At 67.5% G+C, this 24,558-nt stretch carries 25 protein-coding genes; 15 read left to right on the top strand and 10 right to left on the bottom strand.

Translation table 11 applies throughout. From position 1 onward, the window contains the following. Positions 1-45: 45 nt before the first annotated feature. Both ETC07_RS04745 and rpmE read right to left on the bottom strand, forming a co-directional pair. Positions 46-1,317, bottom strand: coding sequence for a malic enzyme-like NAD(P)-binding protein (locus ETC07_RS04745; RefSeq protein ID WP_136247366.1), 1,272 nt, complete (start codon positions 1,315-1,317; stop codon positions 46-48). A 267-nt stretch (positions 1,318-1,584) separates the two neighbouring features. After that, positions 1,585-1,797: a 50S ribosomal protein L31 gene (rpmE, locus tag ETC07_RS04740; protein WP_136247365.1), complete on the bottom strand. Its 213-nt coding sequence runs from the start codon at positions 1,795-1,797 to the stop codon at positions 1,585-1,587. Positions 1,798-1,941: 144 nt separating this feature from the next. Here rpmE and ETC07_RS04735 point away from each other — a divergent pair, with 144 nt between their 5' ends. From ETC07_RS04735 to tatC, 13 genes are all read left to right on the top strand, one after another. Beyond that, positions 1,942-4,170: a primosomal protein N' gene (locus tag ETC07_RS04735; RefSeq protein ID WP_136247364.1), complete on the top strand. Its 2,229-nt coding sequence runs from the start codon at positions 1,942-1,944 to the stop codon at positions 4,168-4,170. A gap of 128 nt (positions 4,171-4,298) precedes the next feature. Further along, positions 4,299-5,984 (top strand): arginine--tRNA ligase, encoded by a 1,686-nt coding sequence (gene argS / locus ETC07_RS04730; protein ID WP_136247363.1) that lies wholly within the window; start codon positions 4,299-4,301, stop codon positions 5,982-5,984. Positions 5,985-5,987: 3 nt separating this feature from the next. Further along, a complete protein-coding gene (locus tag ETC07_RS04725; protein ID WP_136247362.1) occupies positions 5,988-6,710 on the top strand; it encodes an SPOR domain-containing protein in 723 nt (240 codons plus the stop codon). A gap of 203 nt (positions 6,711-6,913) precedes the next feature. Beyond that, positions 6,914-7,432, top strand: coding sequence for an ATP-dependent protease subunit HslV (gene hslV, locus ETC07_RS04720; RefSeq protein WP_136247361.1), 519 nt, complete (start codon positions 6,914-6,916; stop codon positions 7,430-7,432). 2 nt (positions 7,433-7,434) lie between these two features. Then, positions 7,435-8,757 carry an ATP-dependent protease ATPase subunit HslU gene (hslU, locus tag ETC07_RS04715; RefSeq protein WP_136247360.1) on the top strand — a complete coding sequence of 441 codons (1,323 nt, stop codon included), beginning with the start codon at positions 7,435-7,437 and terminating at the stop codon, positions 8,755-8,757. A 165-nt stretch (positions 8,758-8,922) separates the two neighbouring features. After that, positions 8,923-9,306, top strand: coding sequence for a gamma-butyrobetaine hydroxylase family protein (locus ETC07_RS04710; RefSeq protein ID WP_136247359.1), 384 nt, complete (start codon positions 8,923-8,925; stop codon positions 9,304-9,306). Between the two features lie 190 nt (positions 9,307-9,496). After that, on the top strand, positions 9,497-10,252 hold the full coding sequence (gene ubiE, locus ETC07_RS04705; RefSeq protein ID WP_136247358.1) for a bifunctional demethylmenaquinone methyltransferase/2-methoxy-6-polyprenyl-1,4-benzoquinol methylase UbiE: 756 nt from the start codon (positions 9,497-9,499) through the stop codon (positions 10,250-10,252). 7 nt (positions 10,253-10,259) lie between these two features. Further along, positions 10,260-10,901: a ubiquinone biosynthesis accessory factor UbiJ gene (locus ETC07_RS04700; protein WP_136247357.1), complete on the top strand. Its 642-nt coding sequence runs from the start codon at positions 10,260-10,262 to the stop codon at positions 10,899-10,901. Further along, a complete protein-coding gene (gene ubiB / locus ETC07_RS04695; RefSeq protein ID WP_136247356.1) occupies positions 10,898-12,520 on the top strand; it encodes a ubiquinone biosynthesis regulatory protein kinase UbiB in 1,623 nt (540 codons plus the stop codon). The genes ETC07_RS04700 and ubiB overlap by 4 nt, the downstream gene beginning before the upstream one ends. A 28-nt stretch (positions 12,521-12,548) precedes the next feature. Then, the gene (locus ETC07_RS04690; RefSeq protein WP_136247355.1) at positions 12,549-12,884 is read left to right on the top strand and encodes a phosphoribosyl-ATP diphosphatase; all 336 of its coding nucleotides are present in this window, start codon (positions 12,549-12,551) and stop codon (positions 12,882-12,884) included. Positions 12,885-12,928: 44 nt separating this feature from the next. Next, a complete protein-coding gene (gene tatA, locus ETC07_RS04685) occupies positions 12,929-13,183 on the top strand; it encodes a Sec-independent protein translocase subunit TatA (RefSeq protein WP_136247354.1) in 255 nt (84 codons plus the stop codon). A 6-nt stretch (positions 13,184-13,189) separates the two neighbouring features. After that, entirely contained in the window at positions 13,190-13,567 is a 378-nt protein-coding gene (gene tatB / locus ETC07_RS04680; RefSeq protein ID WP_136247353.1) for a Sec-independent protein translocase protein TatB, read from the top strand. Beyond that, complete coding sequence (gene tatC / locus ETC07_RS04675; RefSeq protein ID WP_136247352.1) at positions 13,564-14,340, top strand: twin-arginine translocase subunit TatC; 777 nt, start codon at positions 13,564-13,566, stop codon at positions 14,338-14,340. The genes tatB and tatC overlap by 4 nt, the downstream gene beginning before the upstream one ends. Before the next feature lie 135 nt (positions 14,341-14,475). On the opposite strand, the gene elbB is transcribed toward tatC, so the two are convergent. Further along, positions 14,476-15,138, bottom strand: coding sequence for an isoprenoid biosynthesis glyoxalase ElbB (gene elbB / locus ETC07_RS04670; RefSeq protein WP_136247351.1), 663 nt, complete (start codon positions 15,136-15,138; stop codon positions 14,476-14,478). A gap of 246 nt (positions 15,139-15,384) precedes the next feature. On the opposite strand from elbB, the gene hemB reads away from it, so the two are divergent. After that, a complete protein-coding gene (gene hemB, locus ETC07_RS04665) occupies positions 15,385-16,353 on the top strand; it encodes a porphobilinogen synthase (RefSeq protein ID WP_497706965.1) in 969 nt (322 codons plus the stop codon). A gap of 122 nt (positions 16,354-16,475) precedes the next feature. On the opposite strand, the gene ETC07_RS04660 is transcribed toward hemB, so the two are convergent. From ETC07_RS04660 to rho, 7 genes are all read right to left on the bottom strand, one after another. Beyond that, positions 16,476-17,543, bottom strand: a complete 1,068-nt coding sequence (locus tag ETC07_RS04660) for a 3-deoxy-7-phosphoheptulonate synthase (protein ID WP_136247349.1) — start codon at positions 17,541-17,543, stop codon at positions 16,476-16,478. Positions 17,544-17,549: 6 nt separating this feature from the next. Then, complete coding sequence (locus ETC07_RS15640) at positions 17,550-17,714, bottom strand: hypothetical protein (protein WP_168709165.1); 165 nt, start codon at positions 17,712-17,714, stop codon at positions 17,550-17,552. Positions 17,715-17,834: 120 nt separating this feature from the next. Continuing rightward, a complete protein-coding gene (locus ETC07_RS15635) occupies positions 17,835-17,981 on the bottom strand; it encodes a hypothetical protein (RefSeq protein WP_168709164.1) in 147 nt (48 codons plus the stop codon). A gap of 112 nt (positions 17,982-18,093) precedes the next feature. Beyond that, positions 18,094-18,807, bottom strand: a complete 714-nt coding sequence (gene folM, locus ETC07_RS04655; protein ID WP_136247348.1) for a dihydromonapterin reductase — start codon at positions 18,805-18,807, stop codon at positions 18,094-18,096. Continuing rightward, positions 18,804-19,589, bottom strand: coding sequence for an FAD-binding oxidoreductase (locus ETC07_RS04650; protein ID WP_136247347.1), 786 nt, complete (start codon positions 19,587-19,589; stop codon positions 18,804-18,806). Before ETC07_RS04650 ends, folM begins: the two co-directional genes overlap by 4 nt. Beyond that, positions 19,586-21,079, bottom strand: coding sequence for a 4-hydroxy-3-polyprenylbenzoate decarboxylase (ubiD, locus tag ETC07_RS04645; RefSeq protein ID WP_136247346.1), 1,494 nt, complete (start codon positions 21,077-21,079; stop codon positions 19,586-19,588). Before ubiD ends, ETC07_RS04650 begins: the two co-directional genes overlap by 4 nt. A 244-nt stretch (positions 21,080-21,323) precedes the next feature. Beyond that, a complete protein-coding gene (gene rho, locus ETC07_RS04640; RefSeq protein ID WP_136247345.1) occupies positions 21,324-22,583 on the bottom strand; it encodes a transcription termination factor Rho in 1,260 nt (419 codons plus the stop codon). Positions 22,584-23,023: 440 nt separating this feature from the next. Here rho and ppx point away from each other — a divergent pair, with 440 nt between their 5' ends. Next, positions 23,024-24,556, top strand: coding sequence for an exopolyphosphatase (gene ppx / locus ETC07_RS04635; protein WP_136247344.1), 1,533 nt, complete (start codon positions 23,024-23,026; stop codon positions 24,554-24,556). Positions 24,557-24,558: the final 2 nt, after the last annotated feature.

Genomic DNA, 24,558 nt, shown 5'->3' with positions numbered 1-24,558 from the left:
CGCCGGCCCGAGGGCCGGCGTCGTCGTGTCGGAGGCCGCGTTCGCTCAGCGACCGTAGACGTCGTCCACGGTCTTCAGCGGATAGTGCGAGGGATAGGGCTTGCGCGCCACGCCGGAATCCACCGCCGCCTGTGCCACGGCCGAGGAGACCCGCTCGAGCAACCGCACGTCCACCGGCGTCGGCAGGATGTAGTCACGCCCGAAGCGCATGCTCTCGAGCTCGTAGGCCTCCAGCACCGACTCGGGGACGGGCTCCCGCGCCAGATCCTTGAGGGCGTGCACCGCGGCCACCTTCATCTCCTCATTGATGCGCGTCGCGCGAACGTCCAGGGCGCCGCGGAAGATGAACGGGAAGCCCAGCACATTGTTGACCTGATTCGGATAATCGGAGCGACCGGTGGCCATGATCACGTCGGAGCGTGTCTCCCGGGCCAGGTCCGGGGAGATCTCCGGGTCCGGATTGGTGCAGGCGAACACCACCGGATCGTCGGCCATCTTGCGCAGGTGATCGGCACTCATCAGGCCCGGGCCAGACAGGCCGACGAACACATCGGCGCCCTCGATCGCGTCATCCAGGGTGCGCATCTCGGTCTCGATCGCGAACATCGCCTTGTACTGATTGAGATCCTCGCGGCCACGATGGATCACACCCTTGCGATCCAGCATCACCAGGTTCTCGGCACGGGCGCCGCAGGACACCAGCAGCTTCATGCAGGCGATCGCCGCAGCACCGGCGCCGAGGCACACGATCTGCGCGTCTGGCAACGACTTGCCGGCGATGTCCAGGGCGTTGAGCATGCCCGCCGCGGTGACGATGGCCGTGCCATGCTGATCATCATGGAAGACCGGGATGCGGCACTGCTCGACCAGCGCACGTTCGATCTCGAAGCACTCCGGTGCCTTGATGTCCTCGAGGTTGATGCCCCCCCAGCTGTCGGCGATGCGCGCCACGGTGTCGATGAAGGCCTGAGGGCTCTCGGCGTTGACTTCCAGATCGGTGGAGTTGATGCCGGCGAAGCGCTTGAACAGCACGCCCTTGCCTTCCATGACCGGCTTACTCGCCAGCGCCCCCAGGTTGCCGAGCCCCAGGATGGCGCTGCCATCGGAGATCACCGCCACCAGGTTGCCCTTGCCGGTATAGAGATAGGCGTTTTCCGGATCCTGGGCGATCTCACGCACCGGCTCGGCCACGCCCGGACTGTAGGCCAAGGCGAGATCACGGGATGTGGCGGTCGGCTTGGTCAGCTCAACCGACAATTTCCCGGGAATGGGTTTGGCGTGATAGTCCAGTGCCGCCTGTCTCTTCGCGTCTGTCATGCTCAGGATCCGGTTTCGAGGGAAGGTGAAGGGCGCAGAGATTATAAAAAAAACTTCCACTTCTCAACTTAGTAAAATTACACAATACAGCAACCTCATTCGAAGACGTTCGACGCCACGAATCGTCACTTTCTCCGCCTTCCCTCTAGCGACTCCGGCGGCCTCGTCGAGACGCGGACATGTGTCGACGAGCCACAAAAAAAACCCGCCACGAGGACGGGTTTTTTGGCTGTTTGCCAGGCCGGCGATGGTCTCGCCGGCGACGCATCAGCGCTTGATCGCGGCACCGAAACGCTTGTTGAAGCGCTCGACGCGGCCACCGGTGGTCGCCTGCTTCTGCTTGCCGGTATAGAAGGGGTGGCACTGAGAGCAGACGTCCAGGGACAGATCCTGGCCGGCGGTGGTGCTGACCTCGAAGGTAGCGCCGCAGGAGCAGCTCGCGCTGACCGTCTTGTAATTCGGGTGGATACCTTGTTTCATCTTGAGCCTCGCTACGCTGTATGCCGCCACCTGATCTCATGCCAGGCACCGCATACGGGTTGTCTGAATATTCAAACCGGGCGCCGCTCCACCGTGGGTGACGCGGCGGCCGAGCATTCTAGCAGAGCCGCCCTCGGAGGCCAATTGTCCGTTTCCTCCCCCGCCGTACTGGGCGTCGCCGTGCCCTCACCGCTGCGTCGCCTGTTCGACTACCGCCCCTCCGGCACGCCGCCGGAAGGCGGCTGGCAACCCGGGCTGCGGGTGCGGGTGCCCTTCGGCCCGCGCCGGGTCGTCGGCATCGTGGTGGAATGCCGCGACCACAGCGACCTGCCACTCGACAAGCTCAAGCCGATCGATGACCGCCTCGACGATGCCCCCCTGCCGGCCGACTGGCTGTGGCTGTGTCGCTTCGCCGCTCGCTACTACCAGCACGCGCCGGGCGACACTCTGCATCAGGCCCTGCCCGCCCTGCTGCGCCAGGGCCGCGCCCTCGAGGCCCGTACCCGGGAACGCTGGCGAGTGAGCGAGGCCGGCACCGACGAGGCCCCGGAAAGCCTCGCCCGGGCGCCCCGCCAGGCCGAGCTGCTGAACATGTTGCGCCAGCACCCCCAGGGCGTGCTGGCCTCGGCCATCTTCGCCCAATCGTTCACGCGCGCCCAGCTACAGGCGCTGGAACGCAAGGCACTGATCACGCGGCATGAGGAGCCACACACCGGCGCCGCCCACTCGGCCGGGCCGTTGCTGGCCGAACCGGTACTGCCACTCAACCGCGAGCAGGCCGCCGCCCTCTCCGCCCTCCACGAGGGCATCGACGCCTACCATCCCTGCCTGCTGCACGGCGTCACCGGCAGCGGCAAGACCGAGGTCTATCTGCAGCTGATCGAGGCGGTGGTCGGCCGCGGCCGCCAGGCCCTGGTGCTGGTGCCCGAGATCGGCCTGACGCCGCAGACTTTGGCGCGCTTCAAGCGCCGTTTCCGGGTGCCGGTGGTGGCGCTGCACTCGGGGCTCACCGATCACGAGCGCCTGGATGCCTGGGAGGCCGCCGCCAGCGGTCGAGCACCGATCGTCATCGGCACCCGCTCGGCGATCTTCACGCCGCTGTCCGTCCCCGGCGTGATCATCGTCGACGAGGAGCACGATGGTTCCTTCAAGCAGCAGGAGAGCCTGCGCTACCACGCCCGGGACCTGGCCGTGGCCCGCGCCCATCATCACCGCATCCCGCTGGTGTTGGGCAGCGCCACCCCGTCGCTGGAGACCCTGCACCGGGCACAGAGTGGCGACTATCGCCATCTGCGTCTGACCCAACGCGCCAGCCGCCACGCCCCGGCACGGCTGGAACTGGTCGACCTGCGCGGCCGCACCCGCCGCGGCGGGCTGATCCCGCCGGTCTTCGAGACCATCGAGGAGACCCTCGCCGCTGGCCATCAGGTCCTGGTGTTCATCAACCGCCGCGGCTTCGCCCCGACCCTGAGCTGCCACGCCTGCGGCTGGCTCGCCGAATGCGATCACTGCGATGCCCGCCTGACCCTGCACCGCCAGCCGTCGCTACTGTCCTGCCATCATTGCGACCAACGCCGCGCCCTGCCCGACGCCTGCCCCGAGTGCGGCAGCGCCGACCTGCGCCCGCTGGGCAGCGGCACCGAACGCAGCGAGGAGACCCTGGCCGAGCGTTTCCCCGACACCCCGGTGCACCGCATCGACCGCGACAGCACCCGGCGCCGCGATGCCCTGGAACAGACCCTTACCGAGGTGCGCCGCGGTGAGCCCTGTCTGCTGGTCGGCACCCAGATGCTGGCCAAGGGCCACCACCTGCCCCATGTCACCCTGGTGGTGGTGGTCAACGCCGATGCCGGCCTCTATGCCAGCGATTTTCGCGCCCTGGAGCACTCGGCCCAGCTGCTCGAGCAGGTGGCCGGGCGCGCCGGGCGCGCCGCCCATCCCGGCCGCGTGCTGGTACAGACGATGCATGCCGACGACCCCCACCTGCGCCTGCTGTCGGCGCGAGGCTACGACGCCCTGGCCGAGCAGCTGCTGGAAGAGCGCCGCGTCGCCGCCCTACCGCCGTTTCGCTTCCTGGCCCTACTGCGCCTGGAGGCCCCCCAGGAGGCGGCCGTCACCGAGCTGGGCGGCCGTGCCGCCGAGGCGCTGCGCACACGCCTCGCCGAGCGCCAACTCGAGGTGGATTGCCTGGGCCCGGTCCCGGCCCCCATGGAGCGCCGCCAGAATCGCTACCACCTGCAGCTCATGCTCGGCGCCGACAAACGCAGCCGCCTCCACGAGGCCGGCGCCTGGCTCACCGCCTGGCTGGAGGCCGAGCCGGCCGCGCGTCGGGTACGCTGGTCACTGGACATCGATCCCCAGACGCTGGCCTAGCCACGAGCGCCCGTCGACCCCCGAACCCGGCAAGGGTTTAAAGCCCGCGCGCAATTGTCGATAATGTGCGGCCAAATGCCCGCCGACGGGCGCTCGACCCGCCCGCGCCACAGGACATCAGACTCCCCATGAAAGACACCATCATCTCCCTGCTGGAGGGCGCCCTGGACGAACTCAAGCGCCAGGACGTCCTGCCCTCCGAGGTCGCCCCGACCATCAAGGTCGACCCCACCAAGGACAAGGCCCACGGCGACTACGCCACCAACCTGGCGCTGATGCTGGCCAAGCCCGCCGGCAAGAAGCCCCGCGAGTTGGCCGAGGCGCTGGTCGCGGCGCTGCCGGAAAGCGAGGCCGTGTCCCGGGTCGAGATCGCCGGCCCCGGCTTCGTCAACTTCTTCACCGCCACCGGCGCGGCCGCCCAGGTGGTGCGCCAGGTCCTCGACGCCGGCGACACCTTCGGCCGCAGCCTGACCGGCCAGGGCCAGAAGGTGCAGGTGGAGTTCGTCTCCGCCAACCCCACCGGCCCGCTGCACGTCGGCCACGGCCGCGGCGCGGCCATCGGCGACAGCATCTGTCGACTGCTCGAGGCCGTGGGCTTCGAGGTCACCCGCGAGTTCTACTACAACGACGCCGGCGCGCAGATCTCCAACCTCGCGCTGTCGGTGCAGGCCCGCGCCAAGGGCATCGATCCCGAGGACGCTGGCTGGCCGGCCGACGGCTATCGCGGCGGCTACATCATCGACGTGGCCAACGGCTACCTGGCCGGTGACACCGTGCACGCCGACGACCGCCAGGTCACCGCAGCCGCCGACTCCGACGACCTCGAGGCCATCCGCGACTTCGCCGTGGCCTACCTGCGCCGCGAGCAGGACCTGGACCTGCGCGCCTTCGGCGTCGAGTTCGACGTCTACTTCCTGGAGTCCTCGCTGTATCGCGACGGCAAGGTGGCGGCCACCGCCGAACGCCTCGCCGAGAAGGGCCACACCTACGAGCAGGACGGCGCCACCTGGCTGCGCACCACCGACTTCGGTGACGACAAGGACCGGGTGATGCGCAAAACCGATGGCCACTACACCTACTTCCTGCCCGACGTGGCCTACCACCTGGACAAGTGGCAGCGCGGCTTCACCACCGTGATCAACGAGCAGGGCGCCGATCACCACTCCACGATCACTCGGGTACGTGCCGGGCTGCAGGCGCTGGAGATCGAGATTCCCCAGGGCTTCCCGGACTACGTGCTGCACCAGATGGTGATGGTCACCCGCTCCGGCGTCGAGGTGAAGCTCTCCAAGCGCGCCGGCAGCTACGTCACCGTGCGCGACCTGATCGACGAGGTCGGTCGCGACGCCACGCGCTTCTTCCTGGCGACCCGCCGGGCCGACTCCCAGCTGACCTTCGACATCGACCTGGCCCGCTCGCAGTCCAACGACAACCCGGTCTACTACGTGCAGTACGCCCATGCGCGGGTGTGCAGCATGCAGCGCCGCGCCGAGGCGGCCGACCAGGCCTTCGATCATCCGCTGGCCATGGAACACCTGTCACGGCTCGAGTCCGATCAGGAGAAGGCGCTGATCAATCGCCTGGCTCGCTATCCGGAGACGGTGGCCCATGCCGCCGCCAGCCGCGAGCCGCAGCAGATCGCCCAGTACCTGCTCGACCTCGCCGCCGAGTTCCACACCTGCTACAACGCCGTCAAGGTGATGGTCGAGGACGACGCCCTGCGCAATGCCCGCATGGCACTGTTCCTGGCCGCCCGCCAGGTGCTGCGCAACGGCCTGGATCTGATGGGCGTCGGCGCCCCCGAGGAGATGTAAGCCATGGCCAGCCGCAAGCCCGCCGCCAACCGCAAACAGGGCGCCACCAATAACCAACGACGCCCCGCCAAGGCCGCGCCGCGGCGCGGCGTGCCGGGCTGGCTATGGGGGCTGGCCGGCCTGATCGCCGGCTTTTTGATCTCGCAGCACCAGCATGGCACCGCGCCCTGGCAGGACAGTGCGACCTCGCCGCTGCCACTGCCGAGCGGCGAGACCTCACAGCAGGCCGACTCGACGGGTGGCAAGGCGCCCCCCGACGAGCCGCCGATGCCGACCTTCGAGTTCTACACGCTGCTGCCGGAGTCCGAGGTGATCGCCCCCGGCGAGCAGGCGTCATCCTCCACCGCGACGCCGCCTCCACGCCCCGCCCAGGATGACACCGACGACGCGGACAGCGATGCCGACTCATCCGCCGCCGACGACCCCATCGCCCAGGTGATCGCCGCCAACAGCGCGCCGGACGAAGACACGACACAGCGCGCCGAGGACGGCAAGCGCTACGTGCTGCAGGCGGCCTCGTTCCGCCAGACCGGCGATGCCCAGGAACTCGCCGGCCGCCTCAAGGACTTCGGCCTGCTGGCCCAGGTCAGCGACGTACAGACCGGCGACGGCACCACCTGGCACCGTGTTCAGGTCGGCCCCTACCAGGACCGCGGCGAGCTGTCTCGTGCCCGCGACCTGATGTCCACCCAAGGCATCGAACCGCTGCTCATTCAGCTGCAGTGATGCGCCGCGCTTGAATTCCGGGCCTGGCGCCCACACCTCCCCAGAAGCTCATGCACGGCGCCGCCCTTCGCGGCGCCGCTGGGGAATCGCTTGCACGAACCCGGCGAGTGGAGTGCCACGCAACACCGCCATTCCGCCCCCGCCCTTCGTTCAACCATTCCAAAGTCATCGGGAGCCGAACGCTCCCACAAGGAGTCCCCTCCATGACCACGATCGTTTCCGTGCGTCGCGGCGACCAGGTGGCGCTCGCCGGCGATGGCCAGGTGTCGCTAGGCAACACCGTGATGAAGGGCAACGCCAGCAAGGTGCGTCGCCTCTACCGCGGCCAGGTACTGGCCGGTTTCGCGGGTGGCACCGCCGACGCCTTCACGCTCTTCGAGCGTTTCGAGGCGCAGCTCGAGAAGTATCAGGGCCACCTGACCAAGGCCGCCGTAGAGCTGGCCAAGGAATGGCGCACCGACCGCGCCCTGCGCCGCCTCGAGGCGCTTCTGGCCGTGGCCGACAAGAACGCCTCGCTGATCATCACCGGCAACGGCGATGTGGTGGAGCCCGAGCGCGGCATCATCGCCATCGGCTCCGGCGGTAACTTCGCCCTGTCCGCGGCTCGCGCCCTGCTCGACAACACCGAGCTTGCGCCCCGCGAGATCACCGAGAAATCGCTGGAGATCGCCGGCGACATCTGCGTGTTCACCAACCACAACGTCACGCTGGAAGAGCTCTGATCATGACCCAGATGACCCCGCGCGAGATCGTCCACGCCCTGGACCAGTTCATCATCGGCCAGCAGGACGCCAAGCGCGCCGTGGCCGTGGCGCTGCGCAATCGCTGGCGCCGCATGCAGCTCGATGACGAGCTGCGTCAGGAAGTCACCCCCAAGAACATCCTGATGATCGGCCCCACCGGCGTGGGCAAGACCGAGATCGCCCGCCGCCTGGCCAAGCTGGCCCGTGCGCCCTTCATCAAGATCGAGGCCACCAAGTTCACCGAGGTGGGCTACGTGGGCCGCGACGTCGAGTCGATCATCCGCGACCTCACCGAGGCCGCCATCAAGCTGGTCCGCGAGCAGGCCAAGGAAGAGGTCGGCCATCGTGCCGAAAACGCCGCCGAGGACCGCATCCTCGACGCCCTGCTGCCGCCGCCCCGTGGTCAGGAGAACGAACCGCGCACCGAGAACGCCACCCGTCAGTCGTTCCGCAAGAAGCTCCGTGAAGGGCAGCTCGATGACAAGGAGATCGACATCGAGGTCACGCCCCAGGGCCAGGGCATGGACATCACCACCCCGCCGGGCATGGAAGAGATGACCAGCCAACTGCAGAACATGTTCTCCAGCATGGGCAAGCAGAAGACCGAGAGCCGCCGGGTGGCCGTCGGGGATGCCTTCGCGCTGCTGCGCGACGAGGAAGCCGCCAAGCTGGTCAACGAGGACGACATCAAGCAGCGCGCCATCGAATCCGTCGAACAGCACGGCATCGTGTTCCTCGACGAGCTCGACAAGGTCGCCAAGGGCAACGGCCAGTCCAGCGGCGGCGAGGTCTCCCGCGAGGGCGTTCAACGCGACCTGTTGCCGCTGATCGAAGGCTCCACCGTCTCCACCAAATACGGCATGGTGAAGACCGACCACATCCTGTTCATCGCCTCCGGCGCCTTCCATCTGGCACGCCCGTCGGATCTGATCCCCGAGCTGCAGGGTCGCCTGCCGATTCGCGTCGAGCTCAACGCCCTGACGCCGGACGACTTCAAGCGCATCCTCACCGAGCCCTCCGCGGCGCTGACGCGCCAGTACGAGGCGCTGATGGCCACCGAGGGCCTGAACGTGACCTTCACCGAAGACGGCATCGCACGCATCGCCGAGATCGCCTGGAAGGTCAACGAAGGCACCGAGAACATCGGCGCGCGGCGCCTGCACACGGTCATGGAACGCCTGCTCGAGGAGGCTTCCTACCAGGGCAGCGACCTGGGCAACCCGCTGACCATCGACGCCGCCTATGTCGACTCCCAGCTCGGCGAGCTGGCGATGGACGAGGACCTGTCGCGGTATATTCTCTAACCCCCAGCCTTAAGCCTTAAGCCTTAAGCGATAAGCCCCTTCGGTAGCGCAGTGCCGGCAAGTGGCACTGCGCTACCTCACGACATGCGGGGCTGGCTGAAGGCCGCTTATGGCTTAACGCTGACAGCCTGAAGCTCCGGGCGAAGCCCGGCACCGGAGGTGCTTATGTCCGCCCCCATCCCCACCCGCGTGCACTACCACCAGCAGGCCCGTGAACTGGAGCTGACCTACCCAGGCGGCGAGAGCCACCGCCTATCGGTGGAGTACCTGCGAGTCTTCTCACCCTCGGCCGAGGTACGCGGCCACGGCCGCGGCCAGCAGACCCTGCAGGTCGGCAAGCGGCATGTCGGCCTGGCTAACATCACCCGCACCGGCCGCTACGCGCTCAAGCTGCACTTCGACGACGGCCACGACAGCGGCCTCTTCAGCTGGGAGTACCTGCACGAGCTGATCGAGCATCAGGCGGCCAACTGGGCCGACTACCTGCGGCGCCTGGAAGAGGCCGGCGCCACCAGGGAGCCGTTGGGCATCGAGATCAAGCAGCTATAGCCCTTATCAGAAACGTGCCTGCGCTCGCCGACCTTTCGTTTCCCGCCTCAGCGGCGACATGAACTCCCGGCAAGGCGCCTCTTTCCGCCTTCAAGACAAGCGGCCCTGGGGGGCGCTACAATGCGCCACATCCCGCGGGGCCGCCGAGCCTCGCCCCTCTTTGTGCAGCTGACTCGGGAGCCTCCTCCGCATGACCCCCAGCGACAAGCGCACCACGCATTTCGGCTATCAGGAAGTCCCGGTCGACGAGAAGGCCTCCCGCGTGGCCGACGTCTTCCATTCCGTGGCCGCCCGCTACGACGTGATGAACGACCTGATGTCGTTCGGCATCCACCGGGTCTGGAAGCGCCTGACCATCGAGCGCGCCGGCGTCCGCCCCGGACACAGCGTACTCGACATCGCCGGTGGCACCGGCGACCTGACGCTGAAGTTCTCGCGGCTGGTCGGTCCCCGGGGGCGCGTGGTGCTGGCCGACATCAACGAATCCATGCTGCGGGTCGGGCGCGACAAGCTGCTCGACCGGGGCGTCGGCGGCAACGTCGAGTACGTCCAGGCCAACGCCGAGACCCTGCCCTTCCCCGACAACAGCTTCGACTGCATCACCATCGCCTTCGGGCTGCGCAACGTCACCGACAAGGATGCCGCCCTGCGCTCCATGGCCCGGGTGCTCAAGCCCGGCGGCCGACTGCTGGTGCTGGAATTCTCCAAACCCAACAATGCGCTGCTGAGCCAGGCCTATGATCAATACTCCTTCCGGCTGCTGCCGCGCATGGGCGAGCTGGTGGCCGGCGACGGTGACAGTTATCGCTATCTCACCGAGTCGATCCGCATGCACCCCGATCAGGACACCCTGAAGGGCATGATGGAAGACGCCGGCCTGGAGCGCGTCGAGTACACCGACCTCACCGGCGGCATCGTCGCCCTGCACCGCGGCATCAAGCTGTGAGGATAAGATGGCGCTGACACCGACCCTGCTGCTGGGCGGCCTCGAACGCAGCCTCAACGCCCTGCTCGCCCGCGACCCCGCGGCACCCGCCCGGCTGGCTAGACTCGCCGGGCAGCGCCTGCTGGTACGCCTCGAGTCTTCCCCGCTGGTCCTGGCCATGGCCTACCACGCCCAGGGCGTGGACCTGCTGCGCCCGGACGACGAGCCCGATGACGCCTTCGACGCCGTCGTCGAGCTCGACCCCGAGACCCTCGGCGAGCTGCTCGGCGGTGCCTCGGTGGAACGGCTGATGTTCCAGGGCAAGCTCGTCGTGCGCGGCCATATCCCGCTGCTCGAGGCGACTCGCGACCTGCTGCTCGACCTCGACCTGGACTGGGAGGGCGAACTGGCCGGCTGGCTCGGCGACGTGCCCGCCCACAGCCTCGCCGAGGGCATGCGCAACCTCGGGCGCTGGGGCCTGCGCACTCGCCAGGAACTGTGTGCCGACGTCTCCGAGTACGTCTTCGAGGAGGCTCGATGGCTGCCCGGCCGCCACCAGTTCGAGGGACTGCGCGACCATCTCACCGAGCTTGAGGTCGCCACCGATCGCCTCGAGGCGCGGCTGGAACGCCTGCGGCGACGCCTGACCCGGGAGGGAGACCCCACATGATCCGGCGGCTCGCGCGCATCGCCTGGGTGGTCACCCGCTACCGCCTGGATACGCTGATACCCCAAGAGCGACTGCCCTGGTGGCTGCGTGGCCTGCTGGCCTTGTCGCCGCTGCGCCTGGTGCCCATCGGCCCGCGCCCCCGCGGCGAACGGCTACGCCTGGCGCTGGAAAGCCTGGGGCCGATCTACGTCAAGTTCGGCCAGGTGCTGTCGACGCGCCGCGACCTGTTCGCCGATGACATCGGCGACGAGCTGCGGCGCCTCCAGGACCAGGTGCCGCCCTTCCCCGGCCATCTCGCCCAGGCGCTGGTCGAGGAAGAGCTCGGCATGTCGCTGGACGAGGCCTTCGACGAGTTCTCCCACGAGCCACTGGCCTCGGCCTCGGTGGCCCAGGTCCACGCCGCACGGCTGCACGACGGCGACCAGGTAGTGGTCAAGATCATTCGCCCCGGCATCGAGCGCGTCATGCGCCAGGACATGGCGCTGATGTATCGCCTCGCCGGCGTGCTGGCGCGCATCCCCGAGGCCCGCCGGCTGCGTCCGGTGGAGGTAGTCCGCGACTACGAATCGACGCTGTTCGACGAACTGGACCTGACCAAGGAGGCCGCCAACACCTCCCAGCTCAAACGCAACTTCAAGGGCTCACCGCTGCTGTTCGTGCCGGCCATCCACTGGTCGCTGACCCGCCGGCGGGTGATGGTCCAGGAGCGCATCCATGGCGTGCCGGTGGCGGATACCGCCGCCCTTCAGGCACAGGGCACGGATCTCAAGAAGCTCGCCGAGCGCGGCGTGGAGATCTTCTTCACCCAGGTCTTCCGCGACAACTTCTTCCATGCCGACATGCACCCGGGCAACATCTTCGTATCCCGCGAGGCACCCTGGAACCCCCAGTACATCGCCATCGACTGCGGCATCGTCGGCAGCCTGACCCGCGAGGATCAGGACTACCTGGCACGCAACCTGCTGGCCTTCTTCCACCAGGACTACTACGAGGTGGCGGCGCTGCACATCGAGTCGGGCTGGGTCGGCGAAGACACCCGGGCCAACGAGTTCGCCGCCGCGGTGCGCACCGTCTGCGAGCCGATCCTCGAGAAGCCGCTCAAGGACATCTCCTTCGGTCAGGTGCTGCTGGGGCTGTTCCAGACCGCCCGGCGCTTCAACATGGAGGTGCAGCCGCAGCTGGTGCTGCTGCAGAAGACCCTGCTCAACATCGAAGGCCTGGGGCGGCAGCTGTACCCCGACCTCGACCTCTGGAGCACCGCCAAGCCGTTCCTGGAACAGTGGATGAAGGAGCGCGCCGGCACCCGAGGGCTCTGGGAATCCATGAAACGCCAGGCGCCCGAACTCTCCCGCCAGCTCCCCGAGCTGCCGGTGCTCGCCCATCAGGCCTTGGCCCGAGCCGAACACGGCCACCAGCAGCAGCGCCGCCAGAGCGAAGCCATCGGCGCCATCCAGCGCCGCCTCGACGGCCAGGGCAGGCGTCAGCGCCGCCTTCGTCTAGGGCTGGTGATCGTGGCGGTGGCACTCACCTGGCAACCACTGGTCCAATGGGCAGACGGGCAGCCTTGGCCGGTGCTCGGCGCGGTGGCCATCGGCGCCCTGCTGCTGGCCTGGAACTAATTCACCCATTGCAACGGAAACGTCTCACATGAGCGATATTCTCGACCGTCTCGACGCGGCCCTGGCCCGCCGCCGCCAGGCTGCCCCCGACGACTCCTACGTGGCCAGCTTGCATCACAAGGGGCTGAACAAGATACTCGAGAAGGTCGGCGAGGAAGCCACCGAGACGCTGCTCGCGGCCAAGGACGCCGAGCAGGGCGACGAGGCGGCACGCCAGACGCTGGTCGCCGAGACCACCGATCTGTGGTTCCATAGCCTGGTGATGCTGTCGCACCTGGGGCTGAGTCATCGCGAGGTCCTCGACGAACTGGATCGCCGCTTCGGCCTTTCCGGCCACGACGAGAAGGCCTCCCGGCCCCAATAAGCCACCGACGCCGGTTTCCGGCGCAGCAACCCGAGGGACACCCTATGTTAGGCGGTATCAGTATCTGGCAACTCCTGATCGTGCTCGGCATCATCATCCTGATCTTCGGCACCAAGAAGCTGCGTAACGTCGGCGGCGACCTGGGCGGCGCGGTCAAGGGCTTCAAGAAGGCCATCGGCGACGGCGAGAAGAACGACGAGAGCGACCAGCCTCAGGCCCAGATGCGCCACGACGACGAGGAACGGACCTACGACGTTCACGCCGAGCGCAAGGCCGACGAACCGGAAGAGCGCAAGTAAGCCGCCATGTTCGATATCGGCTTTCTCGAAATCCTGTTCATCGGCGTGGTCGGCCTGCTGGTGCTGGGCCCCGAGCGCCTGCCCAAGGCCGCCCGCACCGCCGGCCTGTGGCTGGGACGCATCAAGCGAAGCATCTCCGGCATGCAGCGCGAGATCAACGCCCAGCTAGAGGCGGAAGAGCTGCGCCAGAAGCTCAACGAGCAACAGCAGAAGCTCGATGAAGGCATCGGCCGAGTCAAGCGCGACGTCGAAGGCACCGGGAGCACCGACGCCGAGCGCCGCGAAACGACCGAACCTGCCCCGGAACGGCGACTCGACGATGCCCTGCGGGCCCGCCGACAGCCCGATGACGCCGACGCCCACGAGGATGCCTCTTCCCGATGAGCCAAACCGACGATCCCCAGGGTACCGAGCCGCCTCAGGCCCCGCTGATCGAGCATCTGGTCGAGCTGCGCTCGCGGCTGCTGCGTGCGGTGATCGCCATCCTGGCGATCTTCCTCGGCCTCTATGCCTTCGCCAACGACATCTATGCCTTCGTCGCCGAGCCGCTGATGGCGCTGCTGCCGGAAGGCTCGCAGATGATCGCCACCGAGGTGGCCTCGCCGTTCTTGGCGCCCTTCAAGCTGACCCTGGTGGTGGCGGTGTTCATCGCCGTGCCCTTCGTGCTGCACCAGGCCTGGGCCTTCATCGCCCCGGGGCTCTACGACAACGAGAAGACCCTGGCGATGCCGCTGCTGGCCACCAGCGTGGTGTTGTTCTACGCCGGGGCTGCCTTCGCCTACTATGCGGTGTTCCCGCTGCTGTTCCAGTTCTTCACCCAGACCGGGCCGGAGAACGTGGCGGTGATGACCGATATCAACCAGTACCTCAACTTCGTGCTCAAGCTGTTCTTCGCCTTCGGCGTGGCCTTCGAGATCCCGATCGCCACCTTCCTGCTGATCCTCTCCGGGGCGACCAGCGTGGAGAGCCTGTCGAAGAAGCGCCCCTACGTGGTACTCGGTTGCTTCGTCATCGGCATGCTGATGACCCCGCCGGACGTGGTGTCCCAGAGCCTGCTGGCGGTGCCGATGTACCTGCTCTACGAGGTCGGCCTGCTGTTCGGCCGCCTGGTGCGCCGCAAGCGCGACCGGGACGCCGCGGAACAGGACGAGCCGTAACGTAAGCTGCAAGCTGCAAGCTGCCTAGGCGAATCAAGAACGCCGCCATGACAAGCTCATGGCGGCGTTCTTCTTCAGGCTTATCGTGTCCAGGCGCGAAGCGTCGCTCTGACCGCTTGACCCGGCTACCCCGGGTCAGAGATCCATCATTTCATCGATACGATCCACCAGCTTGAAGATACCGGTGGCCGCCTCGCCGAGGCGAGTGGCAAGCATGTAGGCCGGGGTCGTCACCACGCGGTTCTCGAAGTCGACCACGATGTCTTCCACGCCGCAGCTGCGGTGCAGGCCGCCCATGCTGCTGATGGCGCCCGCCACGCCGGGGTCGTGGCCGATAGTCACGGCGATGCCCGGCCCCAGCAGGCGCGGCACCATCACCGGCGCGATGCACATCAGGCCGAGCGGCTTACGGTCCTCGTGAAACTCGGCCAGGGCCTCCACCAGCCCCTCGTGGATCACCATGTCGGCACCGGCCACGGCGAAGTTGGAGAGGTTCTTGGCCGCGCCGAAGCCGCCGGGCAGGATGGCGGCGTCGAAGTCGACGGCATCCAGCTCGTCGAGCGGGGAGATCTCGCCGCGGGCCAGGCGCGCCGACTCGACCAGCACGTTGCGATGCTCCTCGCGGACCGCCTCACCGCGGCGATGATCGACCACATCGTGCTGGTCGATGTCGGGGGCGAAGCAGCGATAACCGATCCCCAGCTGGTCCAGGCGCAACAGGGTCAGGGTGGTCTCGTAGATCTCCGAGCCATCCTCGACACCGCACCCCGACAGAATGACCGCCACCTGCTTGCTCATATGCCTCTCCTCGTGCATCCCCTGCCGATCGGTGGCAAGGCCGGTAAAACATGAAGCCATCACTGTAGAGAGTCCCCGGGGGTGCGACAAGACGCGTCTGTCGACGCCGGTTGACCCTGATATACTCGAACGACCGTCATCGCTGCGTCATCAATGATCCGCCAGGCTGCGTGCTGACGGCCCGTTCACCGTTCCGGAGAGGTTCCCTTGAGCTTCACGACCGCACGCCAGTACCCCGCCACCCGCATGCGCCGCATGCGCCGCGACGACTTCTCGCGCCGCATGATGCGTGAGCACAGCCTCACCGCCGCCGACCTGATCTGGCCGGTGTTCGTGCTCGAAGGCGAGGGGCAGCGCGAGGCGGTGCCCTCCATGCCGGGCGTCGAGCGCCTGTCGCTGGACCTGTTGATCGAAGAGGCCCGCGAGGCGCGCGATCTGGGCATCCCGTTGCTGGCGCTGTTCCCGGTAGTGGAGCCGGCACTGAAGAGCGAACTGGCCGAGCAGGCCTATAGCGCGGATGGCCTGGTCCAGCGCAGCGTGCGCGCCCTCAAGGAGGCCGTGCCCGAACTCGGCATCATGACCGATGTGGCGCTCGACCCCTATACGAGCCACGGCCAGGACGGCATCCTCGATGCATCGGGCTATGTGCAGAACGATCGCACCGTGGAGACGCTGCTCAAGCAGGCCCTCTCCCACGCCGAGGCCGGCGCCGACATCATCGCCCCCTCGGACATGATGGATGGCCGCATCGGGGCCATCCGCCAGGCACTCGAGCAGGCACAGCGACACAACACCCGGATCATGGCCTACAGCGCCAAGTACGCCTCGAGCTATTACGGCCCCTTCCGGGATGCCGTGGGTTCGGCGACGAACCTCGGGCGCGCCGACAAGTCCACCTACCAGATGGACCCGGCCAACGGCGAGGAGGCGCTGCACGAGGTGGCCCTGGACCTGGCCGAGGGCGCCGACATGGTGATGATCAAGCCGGGCATGCCTTACCTGGACGTGGTCAGGCGCATCAAGGACGAACTCAAGGTCCCGACCTTCGCCTATCAGGTGAGCGGCGAATACGCCATGCACATGGCGGCCTTCGACAACGGCTGGCTGGACGGCGACGCCGTGATGCTCGAGTCGCTGACCTGCTTCAAGCGCGCCGGCGCCGACGGCATCCTGACCTATTTCGCCAAGCGAGCGGCACGGCTGCTCGCCGGCTAGCCGACGGACGAGGCATCGCGCCGACACGCGTCTGCCTGACGCCCGCTCACCGCTCGCCCACCAACGAAACCGCCCCCAGGCGTATGCCATGGGGGCGGTTTCGTTTCGGCTCACAGTCGGCCTCAGACCTCGCGTAGCTTCTCCGCGGCCGTGGTCAACAGGTGCTCGGTGGTCTCCCAGCCGATGCAGGCATCGGTGACCGAGACCCCGTGGCGCAGCTTGCCCGGCGCCAGCGGCTGCTTGCCCTCGTGAAGCTGGCTCTCCAGCATCAGCCCCACCAGCGAGGCATCGCCGGCCAGCCGCTGGTTCAATACGTCGAGCATCACCTCGCTCTGGCGGCGATGATCCTTGCGCGCGTTGGCGTGGCTGCAGTCGACCATCAACCGTGCGTTCTGATCGGCCGCCTCCAGGGCCTCGCGGGCCGCCGCCACCTGGGGCGCGCGGAAGTTGGGCTCGCCATGGCCACCGCGCAACACCGCATGGGTATGCGGGTTGCCGGGCGTCTCGCGCACCTCGGGCCGGCCGTCGGCGCCCATGGCGAAGTGCTGATGAGGATGAGCCGCGGCGCGCATGGCATCCACCGCGACCTGCAGGTCGCCGCTGGTGGCGTTCTTGAAGCCGACCACCGCATCCAGGCCACTGGCCAGCTCGCGATGCAGCTGAGACTCGGTGGTGCGGGCGCCGATCGCCACCCAGCTCAACAGGTCATCGAGGTAAGGCGCCAGCATCGGCTGCAGCAGCTCGGTGGCCACCGGCAGGCCGAGCCGGGTGATCTCGCGCATCAGCGAGCGCGACAGCTCGAGGCCTCGCGCCAGGTCACCCGTGCCGTCCAGGTCGGGGTCGTAGGCCAGCCCCTTCCAGCCGACGGTGGTGCGCGGCTTCTCCACGTAGACGCGCATCACCAGCAGCAGGCGGTCCTCGACCCTGGATGCCAGCTCGGCCAGGTGACGGGCATACTCGAGGGCCGCCTCGGGGTCGTGGATCGAGCAGGGACCGACGACCACCAGAAGGCGATCATCGCGGCCGGCGAGGACATCACGGATGGCCTGGCGCTGGCCGTCGAGGCGCCGGGCGAGTGCCGGCTCGAGCGGCAGGGCGTGCTTCAATTCCGCCGGGGTGGGCAAGGCGCGGGCGCCCTGGTGGCCGGGGGCGGATTCGGCGCTTTGGGCGAGAGAAACGGGGGCATTCATGAGGCATCAACTCCGTGAGCGAGAGGGTCGGGACAACGTCATGCCACCGGTAAGCCCACGGTCGGAGGTGGCGCACTGAGCCGACCGCACGTCGATAAATCGCCAGCCATAGCCATAATAGCCCCGACCCAGGGTGCGGAACTCGGCGTGGCGGCGATCGAATGCGGTCATGAGTGTCTCCTCGAATAATGAATGCCAGAAACGCAGAACCCCCGGGCGGGGTTGCCGTCCGGGGGTTCTGCGTGTCGGAGGCAACCCTGGGTGGGCGTGCCTCGCGGCCGTCCTGTGCTGTCAGGACCCGGCCGTCGGCACGCCGACGCTAAACCAGTCACCCGGCCAATAATAGGCGCTACCGAAGGCGGCCACACGCCCAGCCGCCGGCGCCGCCGGGAAGGCGGTCGAAAAGCGTTGCTGGGGCAGGAACGGGCTCGGTGTCATGGGTCGCGTCTCGGTTCTCCTAGAATCGACTCCCATCCTGCCCGCTCACGACGCGCTTGGCAAGGCTCCCCGCCACCGTCCTGGCGAGCCTCTCGGGTCGTCGCGTGCAGGCCTAACGCAGGTGGCGGCCACCATCTACCGGCAGGGTGCTGCCGGTCACGTAGCGATTGTCGAGCAGGTAACGCAGGCTCTGGTGAATCACCCCCGGCCCGGGAATCAGCTCCATCGCCGACTTGGACCGTGCCTTCTCGGCGTAGGCCGCGTCGTCGCCCTCGTTCAGCATGATCATCGCCGGGGCGATGGCATTGACCTGGATCGACGGTGCGAACATCGCGGCGAACGACAGCGTCAGGCTCTCCAGCCCGGCCTTGGAGGCGGCGTAGGCGGCATGCTTGCGCGAGCCCCTGCTGGCCACGAAATCGGTCATGTGCACGATGTCGCGCATCGGCTCTTCGCCGGCCTCGAGAAGCTCGCGGGCGCCGAGGTTGATCAGGTAGGGCGCCAGCATGTGCACCCGGAACAGTCGCTCGAAGTTATCGCCCGCCTCGGGGCCGGCGGCGTCCGGCGCCCAGTCGCTGGCGTTGTGGACGATGGCCCGCAGCGAACTGGTCTCGCCGCGTAGCCGCTCGAGGAAGTCCTCGATGCCGGCCTGGCTCGAGAAGTCGGCCTGCAGGGTGACGATGCCTCGCTCGCGCAGCGCGTCGAGCGCCTCGCGTTCGCGGCGATAGCTGACGATCACCGGATGCCCCTCGTCGACCAGACGCTCGGCACAGTGGCGCCCCAGCCGCTGGGCGCCGCCGGTGATCAGGATCGGTGCGGCACTCATGCCTGCCCTTCCCTCACCAGGCTGCCCACCGTGGGCACCAGCGGATCGCGCGGCGCATAGGCGAAGACATCGGAAAACACCCGCGAGGGCTCGAGGCCTAATGATGCCAGCACGTCGACGCAGGCATAGACCATGCCCGGCGACCCGGAGAAGTAGACGTCATGGCCGGAGACATCGAGCTCGCTCAAGACCTCGCCCAGGGCGGCATCGATCCGGCCGACATGGCCGCGAACATGCTCGACATCGAAGTCCTCACTCATGCCCAGCTCGCTGACACCGTGGAACGTCACGTTCGCGTACTGAGCCGCCCACTCCCGGGCCAGGCTCTCCAGGTAGAACTCGCGGCGTTCCTTGGCCGCCCACCACAGGGCGATCTCGCGTTCGGAGTCGGCATGCAGGGCCGCCTCGACGATCGCCTTCATCTGGGCGAAGCCGGTACCGGCGGCGACCAGCAGCAGCGGGCGGGCACTATCGGGGTCGAGCACGCAGTCGCCGCCCGGCAGCCGCACGGTCAGCTGTTCGGCGACCACCAGCAGCTCGCGCAACCGCGCCGAGTTGGAGCGCTCCGGCCAGTGCTGGATGTGCAACTCGAGGCGCCCATCGTCCTGATGGGCGCTGGCGATCGAGAACGGCACCCAGGTCTCGGGGTCCAGCTGAAGCTCCAGATACTGGCCGGGCGCGTGGGCCATGGCCTCGGTGCGGCCCTCCAGGTGCACCCGGAAGACATCGGGGGTGAGGTCCTCGACCTCGACGACCTGACAGGTCAGGGTCCTTGCCGTCATGAATGCCTCTTGTGGTTATCGGGGGTATCGATGCCCAGTTCGTCCCAGCGCTCGTTGACGCGAGCCTTCACGGCCTCGTCCATGACGATGGGTGTGCCCCACTCGCGGTCGGTCTCGCCGGGCCACTTGTCGGTGGCATCCAGGCCCATCTTGGAACCCAGCCCCGCCACCGGCGAGGCGAAATCCAGATAGTCGATGGGGGTATTCTCCACCATCACGGTATCCCGCGCCGGATCCATGCGGGTGGTGATGGCCCAGATCACGTCCTTCCAGTCACGCGCGCTGACGTCGTCGTCGAGCACCACCACGAACTTGGTGTACATGAACTGACGCAGGAAGCTCCACACGCCCATCATCACGCGCTTGGCATGCCCGGGATACTGCTTCTTCATGGTCACCACCGCCATGCGGTAGGAGCAGCCCTCCGGGGGCAGATAGAAGTCGACGATCTCCGGGAACTGGCGCCGCAGGATCGGCACGAACACCTCGTTCAGCGCCAGCCCCAGCACCGCGGGTTCGTCCGGCGGGCGGCCGGTGTAGGTGGAATGATAGATGGCGTCGCGGCGCATGGTCATGCGCGTGACCGTGAACACCGGGAAGGTCTCCACCTCGTTGTAGTAGCCGGTGTGATCGCCGTAGGGGCCTTCCGGGGCGGTATCGTCCGGGTACAGGAAGCCCTCGAGGATGATCTCGGAGGAGGCCGGCACCTCGAGCTCGGCGTGGCCGCACTTGATCAACTCGGTGCGCGAGCCGCGCAGCAACCCGGCGAAGGCGTATTCGGAGAGCGAGTCCGGCACCGGCGTCACCGCACCGAGGATGGTCGCCGGGTCGGCGCCCAGCGCCACCGCCACCGGGAAGGGCTCGCCGGGATGCTCGCGGCACCATTCCTGGAAGTCCAGGGCACCGCCGCGATGCGACAACCAGCGCATGATCAGGCGATGACGCGACAGCTTCTGCTGGCGATAGATGCCCAGGTTCTGGCGCGACTTGTGCGGCCCCTTGGTGATCACCAGCGGCCAGGTCACCAGCGGCGCGGCGTCACCGGGCCAGCAGTGCTGGATCGGCAGACGGTCGAGGTCGACCTCATCGCCCTCGAGCACCACCTCCTGCACCGGCGCCCGCTTGAGCCGCTTGGGGCCCATGCTCATCACCTGCTTGTAGACCGGCAGCTTGTCCAGGGCATCGCGGAAGCCCTTGGGCGGTTCCGGCTCCTTGAGGAAGGCCAGCAGCTCGCCGACCTCCCTGAGCGACGCGACCGAGTCCTGCCCCATGCCCATGGCGACCCGCTTCGGCGTGCCGAACAGGTTGCCGAGCAGCGGCATGTCGTGGCCCTTGACGTTCTCGAACAAAAGCGCCGGCCCGCCGGCCTGCAGGGTGCGATCGCAGATCTCGGTGATTTCCAGGTAGGGATCTACCTCGGCGGAAACGCGCTTGAGCTCGCCTTGCTCTTCCAGCGCGGCGATGAACTCGCGCAGGTCCTTGTACTTCATGCGGCCTTCCCGTGTCTCGAACGACGCAAAAGGGGCAGCATAGCATGCTGCCCCTTCGGGATGCTGCGCCTGGCGGCCATGAGCCCAACCTCTGGCCTACCGAGCCCGGTTAGCCGGCCACCGGAGCGTCATGAGCGCAGCGGAGACAAGGCGAATCCCGGGCGCGGGCCGCGGAGTGCACGAGCCGCACATGAGCAGGCCGAGCGAGGATTCAACGCCGTATCCGCAAGCGCAATAGCGCCGATCAGCGTCTCTTCATGGCCTCGAAGAATTCCAGGTTGGTCTTGGTATCCTTCAGGCGATCGATCAGGAACTCGGTGGCGGCCGTGTCCTCCATGGGGTTGAGCAGCTTACGCAGGATCCACATGCGCTGCATCTCGTCCTCGGAGGCGATCAGATCCTCGCGGCGGGTGCCGCTGCGGCGAATGTTGAGGGCCGGATAGACACGCTTCTCGGCGAGCTTGCGGTCCAGGTGGGCCTCCATGTTGCCGGTGCCCTTGAACTCCTCGAAGATCACCTCGTCCATCTTGGAGCCGGTGTCGACCAGCGCGGTGGCGATGATCGTCAGGCTGCCGCCTTCCTCGATGTTGCGCGCCGCGCCGAAGAAGCGCTTGGGCTTCTCCAGGGCGTGGGCATCGACACCGCCGGTCAGCACCTTGCCGGAAGACGGCACCACGGTGTTATAGGCGCGCGCCAGGCGGGTGATGGAATCGAGCAGGATCACCACGTCCTTCTTGTGCTCGACCAGGCGCTTGGCCTTCTCGATGACCATCTCGGCGACCTGCACGTGACGCGCCGGCGGCTCGTCGAAGGTCGAGGCCACGACCTCACCGCGTACGGTGCGCGACATCTCGGTGACCTCCTCGGGCCGCTCGTCGATCAGCAGCACGATCAGGTGACACTCGGGGTTGTTACGCGTGATCGAGGTCGCGATGTTCTGCAGCATCAGCGTCTTGCCCGCCTTGGGCGGCGAGACGAGCAGGCCACGCTGGCCCTTGCCGATGGGAGCGGTGAGATCGATGATCCGTGCCGTGAGATCCTCGGTGGAGCCGTTGCCGATCTCCGTGTGCAGCCGTTCCTGAGGGAACAACGGCGTGAGGTTCTCGAAGAGGATCTTGTGCTTGGCGTTCTCCGGCTTGTCGAAGTTGATCTCGCTGACCTTCAACAACGCGAAGTAACGCTCCCCCTCCTTGGGCGGACGAATCTTGCCGGAGATGGAGTCGCCCTTACGCAGGTTGAAGCGCCGGATCTGGGAAGGCGACACATAGATGTCATCGGGGCCGGCCATGTAGGAACTGTCGGCACTACGCAGGAAGCCGAACCCGTCCTGCAGGATCTCCAACACGCCGTCGCCGTAGATGGCTTCGCCACTCTTGGCGTGCTTCTTGAGGATGGCGAAGATGATGTCCTGCTTGCGGGAACGCGCCAGGTTGTCGATGCCCATACCCCGGGCAATCTCTAGGAGTTCCGGCACGGGCTTTTGCTTGAGTTCGGTAAGATTCATCGGTGTGTTCAGAAGTTGCTCGTGAAAGCCGGGCGGCCATGCGCCGTATGGGACAGAAGGCGAGACGTTAACGCCGCGTGGATGCGTTCAGGGCCCGGGTAGGCTGCCTCGTCGAATGGTCAACATGGCCTCGGGCTGGCAGCCATGAGGGTGCCGGACCAGTATCGGAAGCGAGGGAGCAGATTCGTTTTCGCCTGGATCAGCGCAGCGGGCCGAAGGCCGGATTAAAGCGGGCTGATTGCAGTGGGCTATCTGACGACTTGAAAGTGACCGTGGCGTGGTCGCCGTGCGCGGTCGGGAAGTATTCGGAATAGGCGAATGACCCGATACTAGTCAAGGGCGAAGGGAAACGCAATACCCCACGCGCCTCCTCGGGCGGCGTAATTGACAAGCCCCAAAGACGCCAGCAACCTTTGGCCTGTCATCCTGAAGGAGCCGCCATGATCGCGCCCACGGACCGGCCGACTACCGACAGCGGCGAGCATGAGATCGCCCCCCGCCGCCTCGCCGCCATCGACCTGGGGTCGAACAGCTTCCACCTGCTGGTGGCCAACTACCAGGAGGACCGCCTGCAGGTGGTCGCCCGCCAGGGTGACAAGGTCCAGCTGGCCGCCGGGCTCGACGACGACGGCCGGCTCACCGAGGCCGCCATGACCCGTGCACTGGGCTGCCTGGCGCGCTTCGCGCCCTTCCTCACGGGCATCACTCCCGGGGATCTGCGGGTCGTGGGCACCAACGCCCTGCGCGCCGCCGACAACAGCCAAGCCTTCATCGAGCGCGCCGAGGCGCTGCTCGGCAGCCGCATCGAGATCATCTCCGGCCGCGAGGAGGCGCGCCTCATCTACCTGGGTGCGGCCCATGCGATGGCCGAGGAAGGCCGGCGTCTGATCGTCGACATCGGCGGCGGATCCACCGAATTCATCATCGGCGAAGACTTCGAGCCCCAGGCCCTGGAAAGCCTCAGCATGGGCTGCGTGACCTACACGCGGCGCTTCTTCGAGAGCGGCGAGATCGACGAAGCGTGCATGCGCCGCGCCGAGCTGGCCGCCCTCTCGGAGCTGGCCAACATCCAGCGCCCCTTCCAGACGCTCGGCTGGAACGACCCGGTCGGCTCCAGCGGCACCATCAAGGCCGCCGCGGCGGTGATCGCCGCCGCCGACCGCTCGCCGGAGGGTGTGATCACCCGCGCCGGCCTGCAGCGCCTGCGCCAGCGCCTGCTCGACTTCCAGCGACTCGACAGGGTCGCCCTGGACGGCCTCAAGGCCGATCGCGCCCAGATCTTCCCGGCCGGCATCGCCATCCTCGGCGCCATCTTCGAGGCCTTCGACCTGGCCGCGATTCGCTACTCGGACGGCGCCCTGCGCGAGGGCGTGCTCTACGACATGGCCGGGCGCAACAGCCCGGAAGACTCGCGACTCAAGACGCTGGCCAACCTAGAACGCCTCTACGGCGTCGACCCTCGTCAGGCCGACAACGTGGCGGCCACGGCGTGTGCGCTGCTCCACCAGGTGCGCGATCGCTGGCGGCTAGACGACGATCGGGCACGCTTCCTCGAGTGGGCCAGCCGGCTCCACGAGATCGGCCTGACGGTCTCCCACAGCCAGTTCCACCGCCACGGTGCCTACCTGTTGGAACACTCCGACCTGGCCGGCTTCTCACGCACCGAGCAACGCCAGCTGGCCTTCCTGGTGCGCGCCCACCGACGCACATTCCCGCTCGAGGAGTGGCAGGCGCTGCCCGCCGTCGAACGCCCTGCCATGTCACGCCTGGCCCGCTTGCTGCGGCTGGCCGTGCTCATCAACCACTCCCGGCCCGAGCATCCCCCGGCGACGCCCACGCTGAGCCTCGACGACGAGGGCGCCCTGCGGCTGCAACTACAGGGACACCAACCGAGCCTGCTGCGTGCCGACCTGGAGCAGGAGACCGCCTACCAGCAAGCGGCCGGACTCGTGCTGACGCTCGACAGCGACTGAGC

This window comes from Halomonas borealis, from assembly GCF_004798905.1.
GTDB lineage: Bacteria > Pseudomonadota > Gammaproteobacteria > Pseudomonadales > Halomonadaceae > Halomonas > Halomonas borealis.
This window is presented reverse-complemented; position numbering and strand designations above follow the sequence as displayed.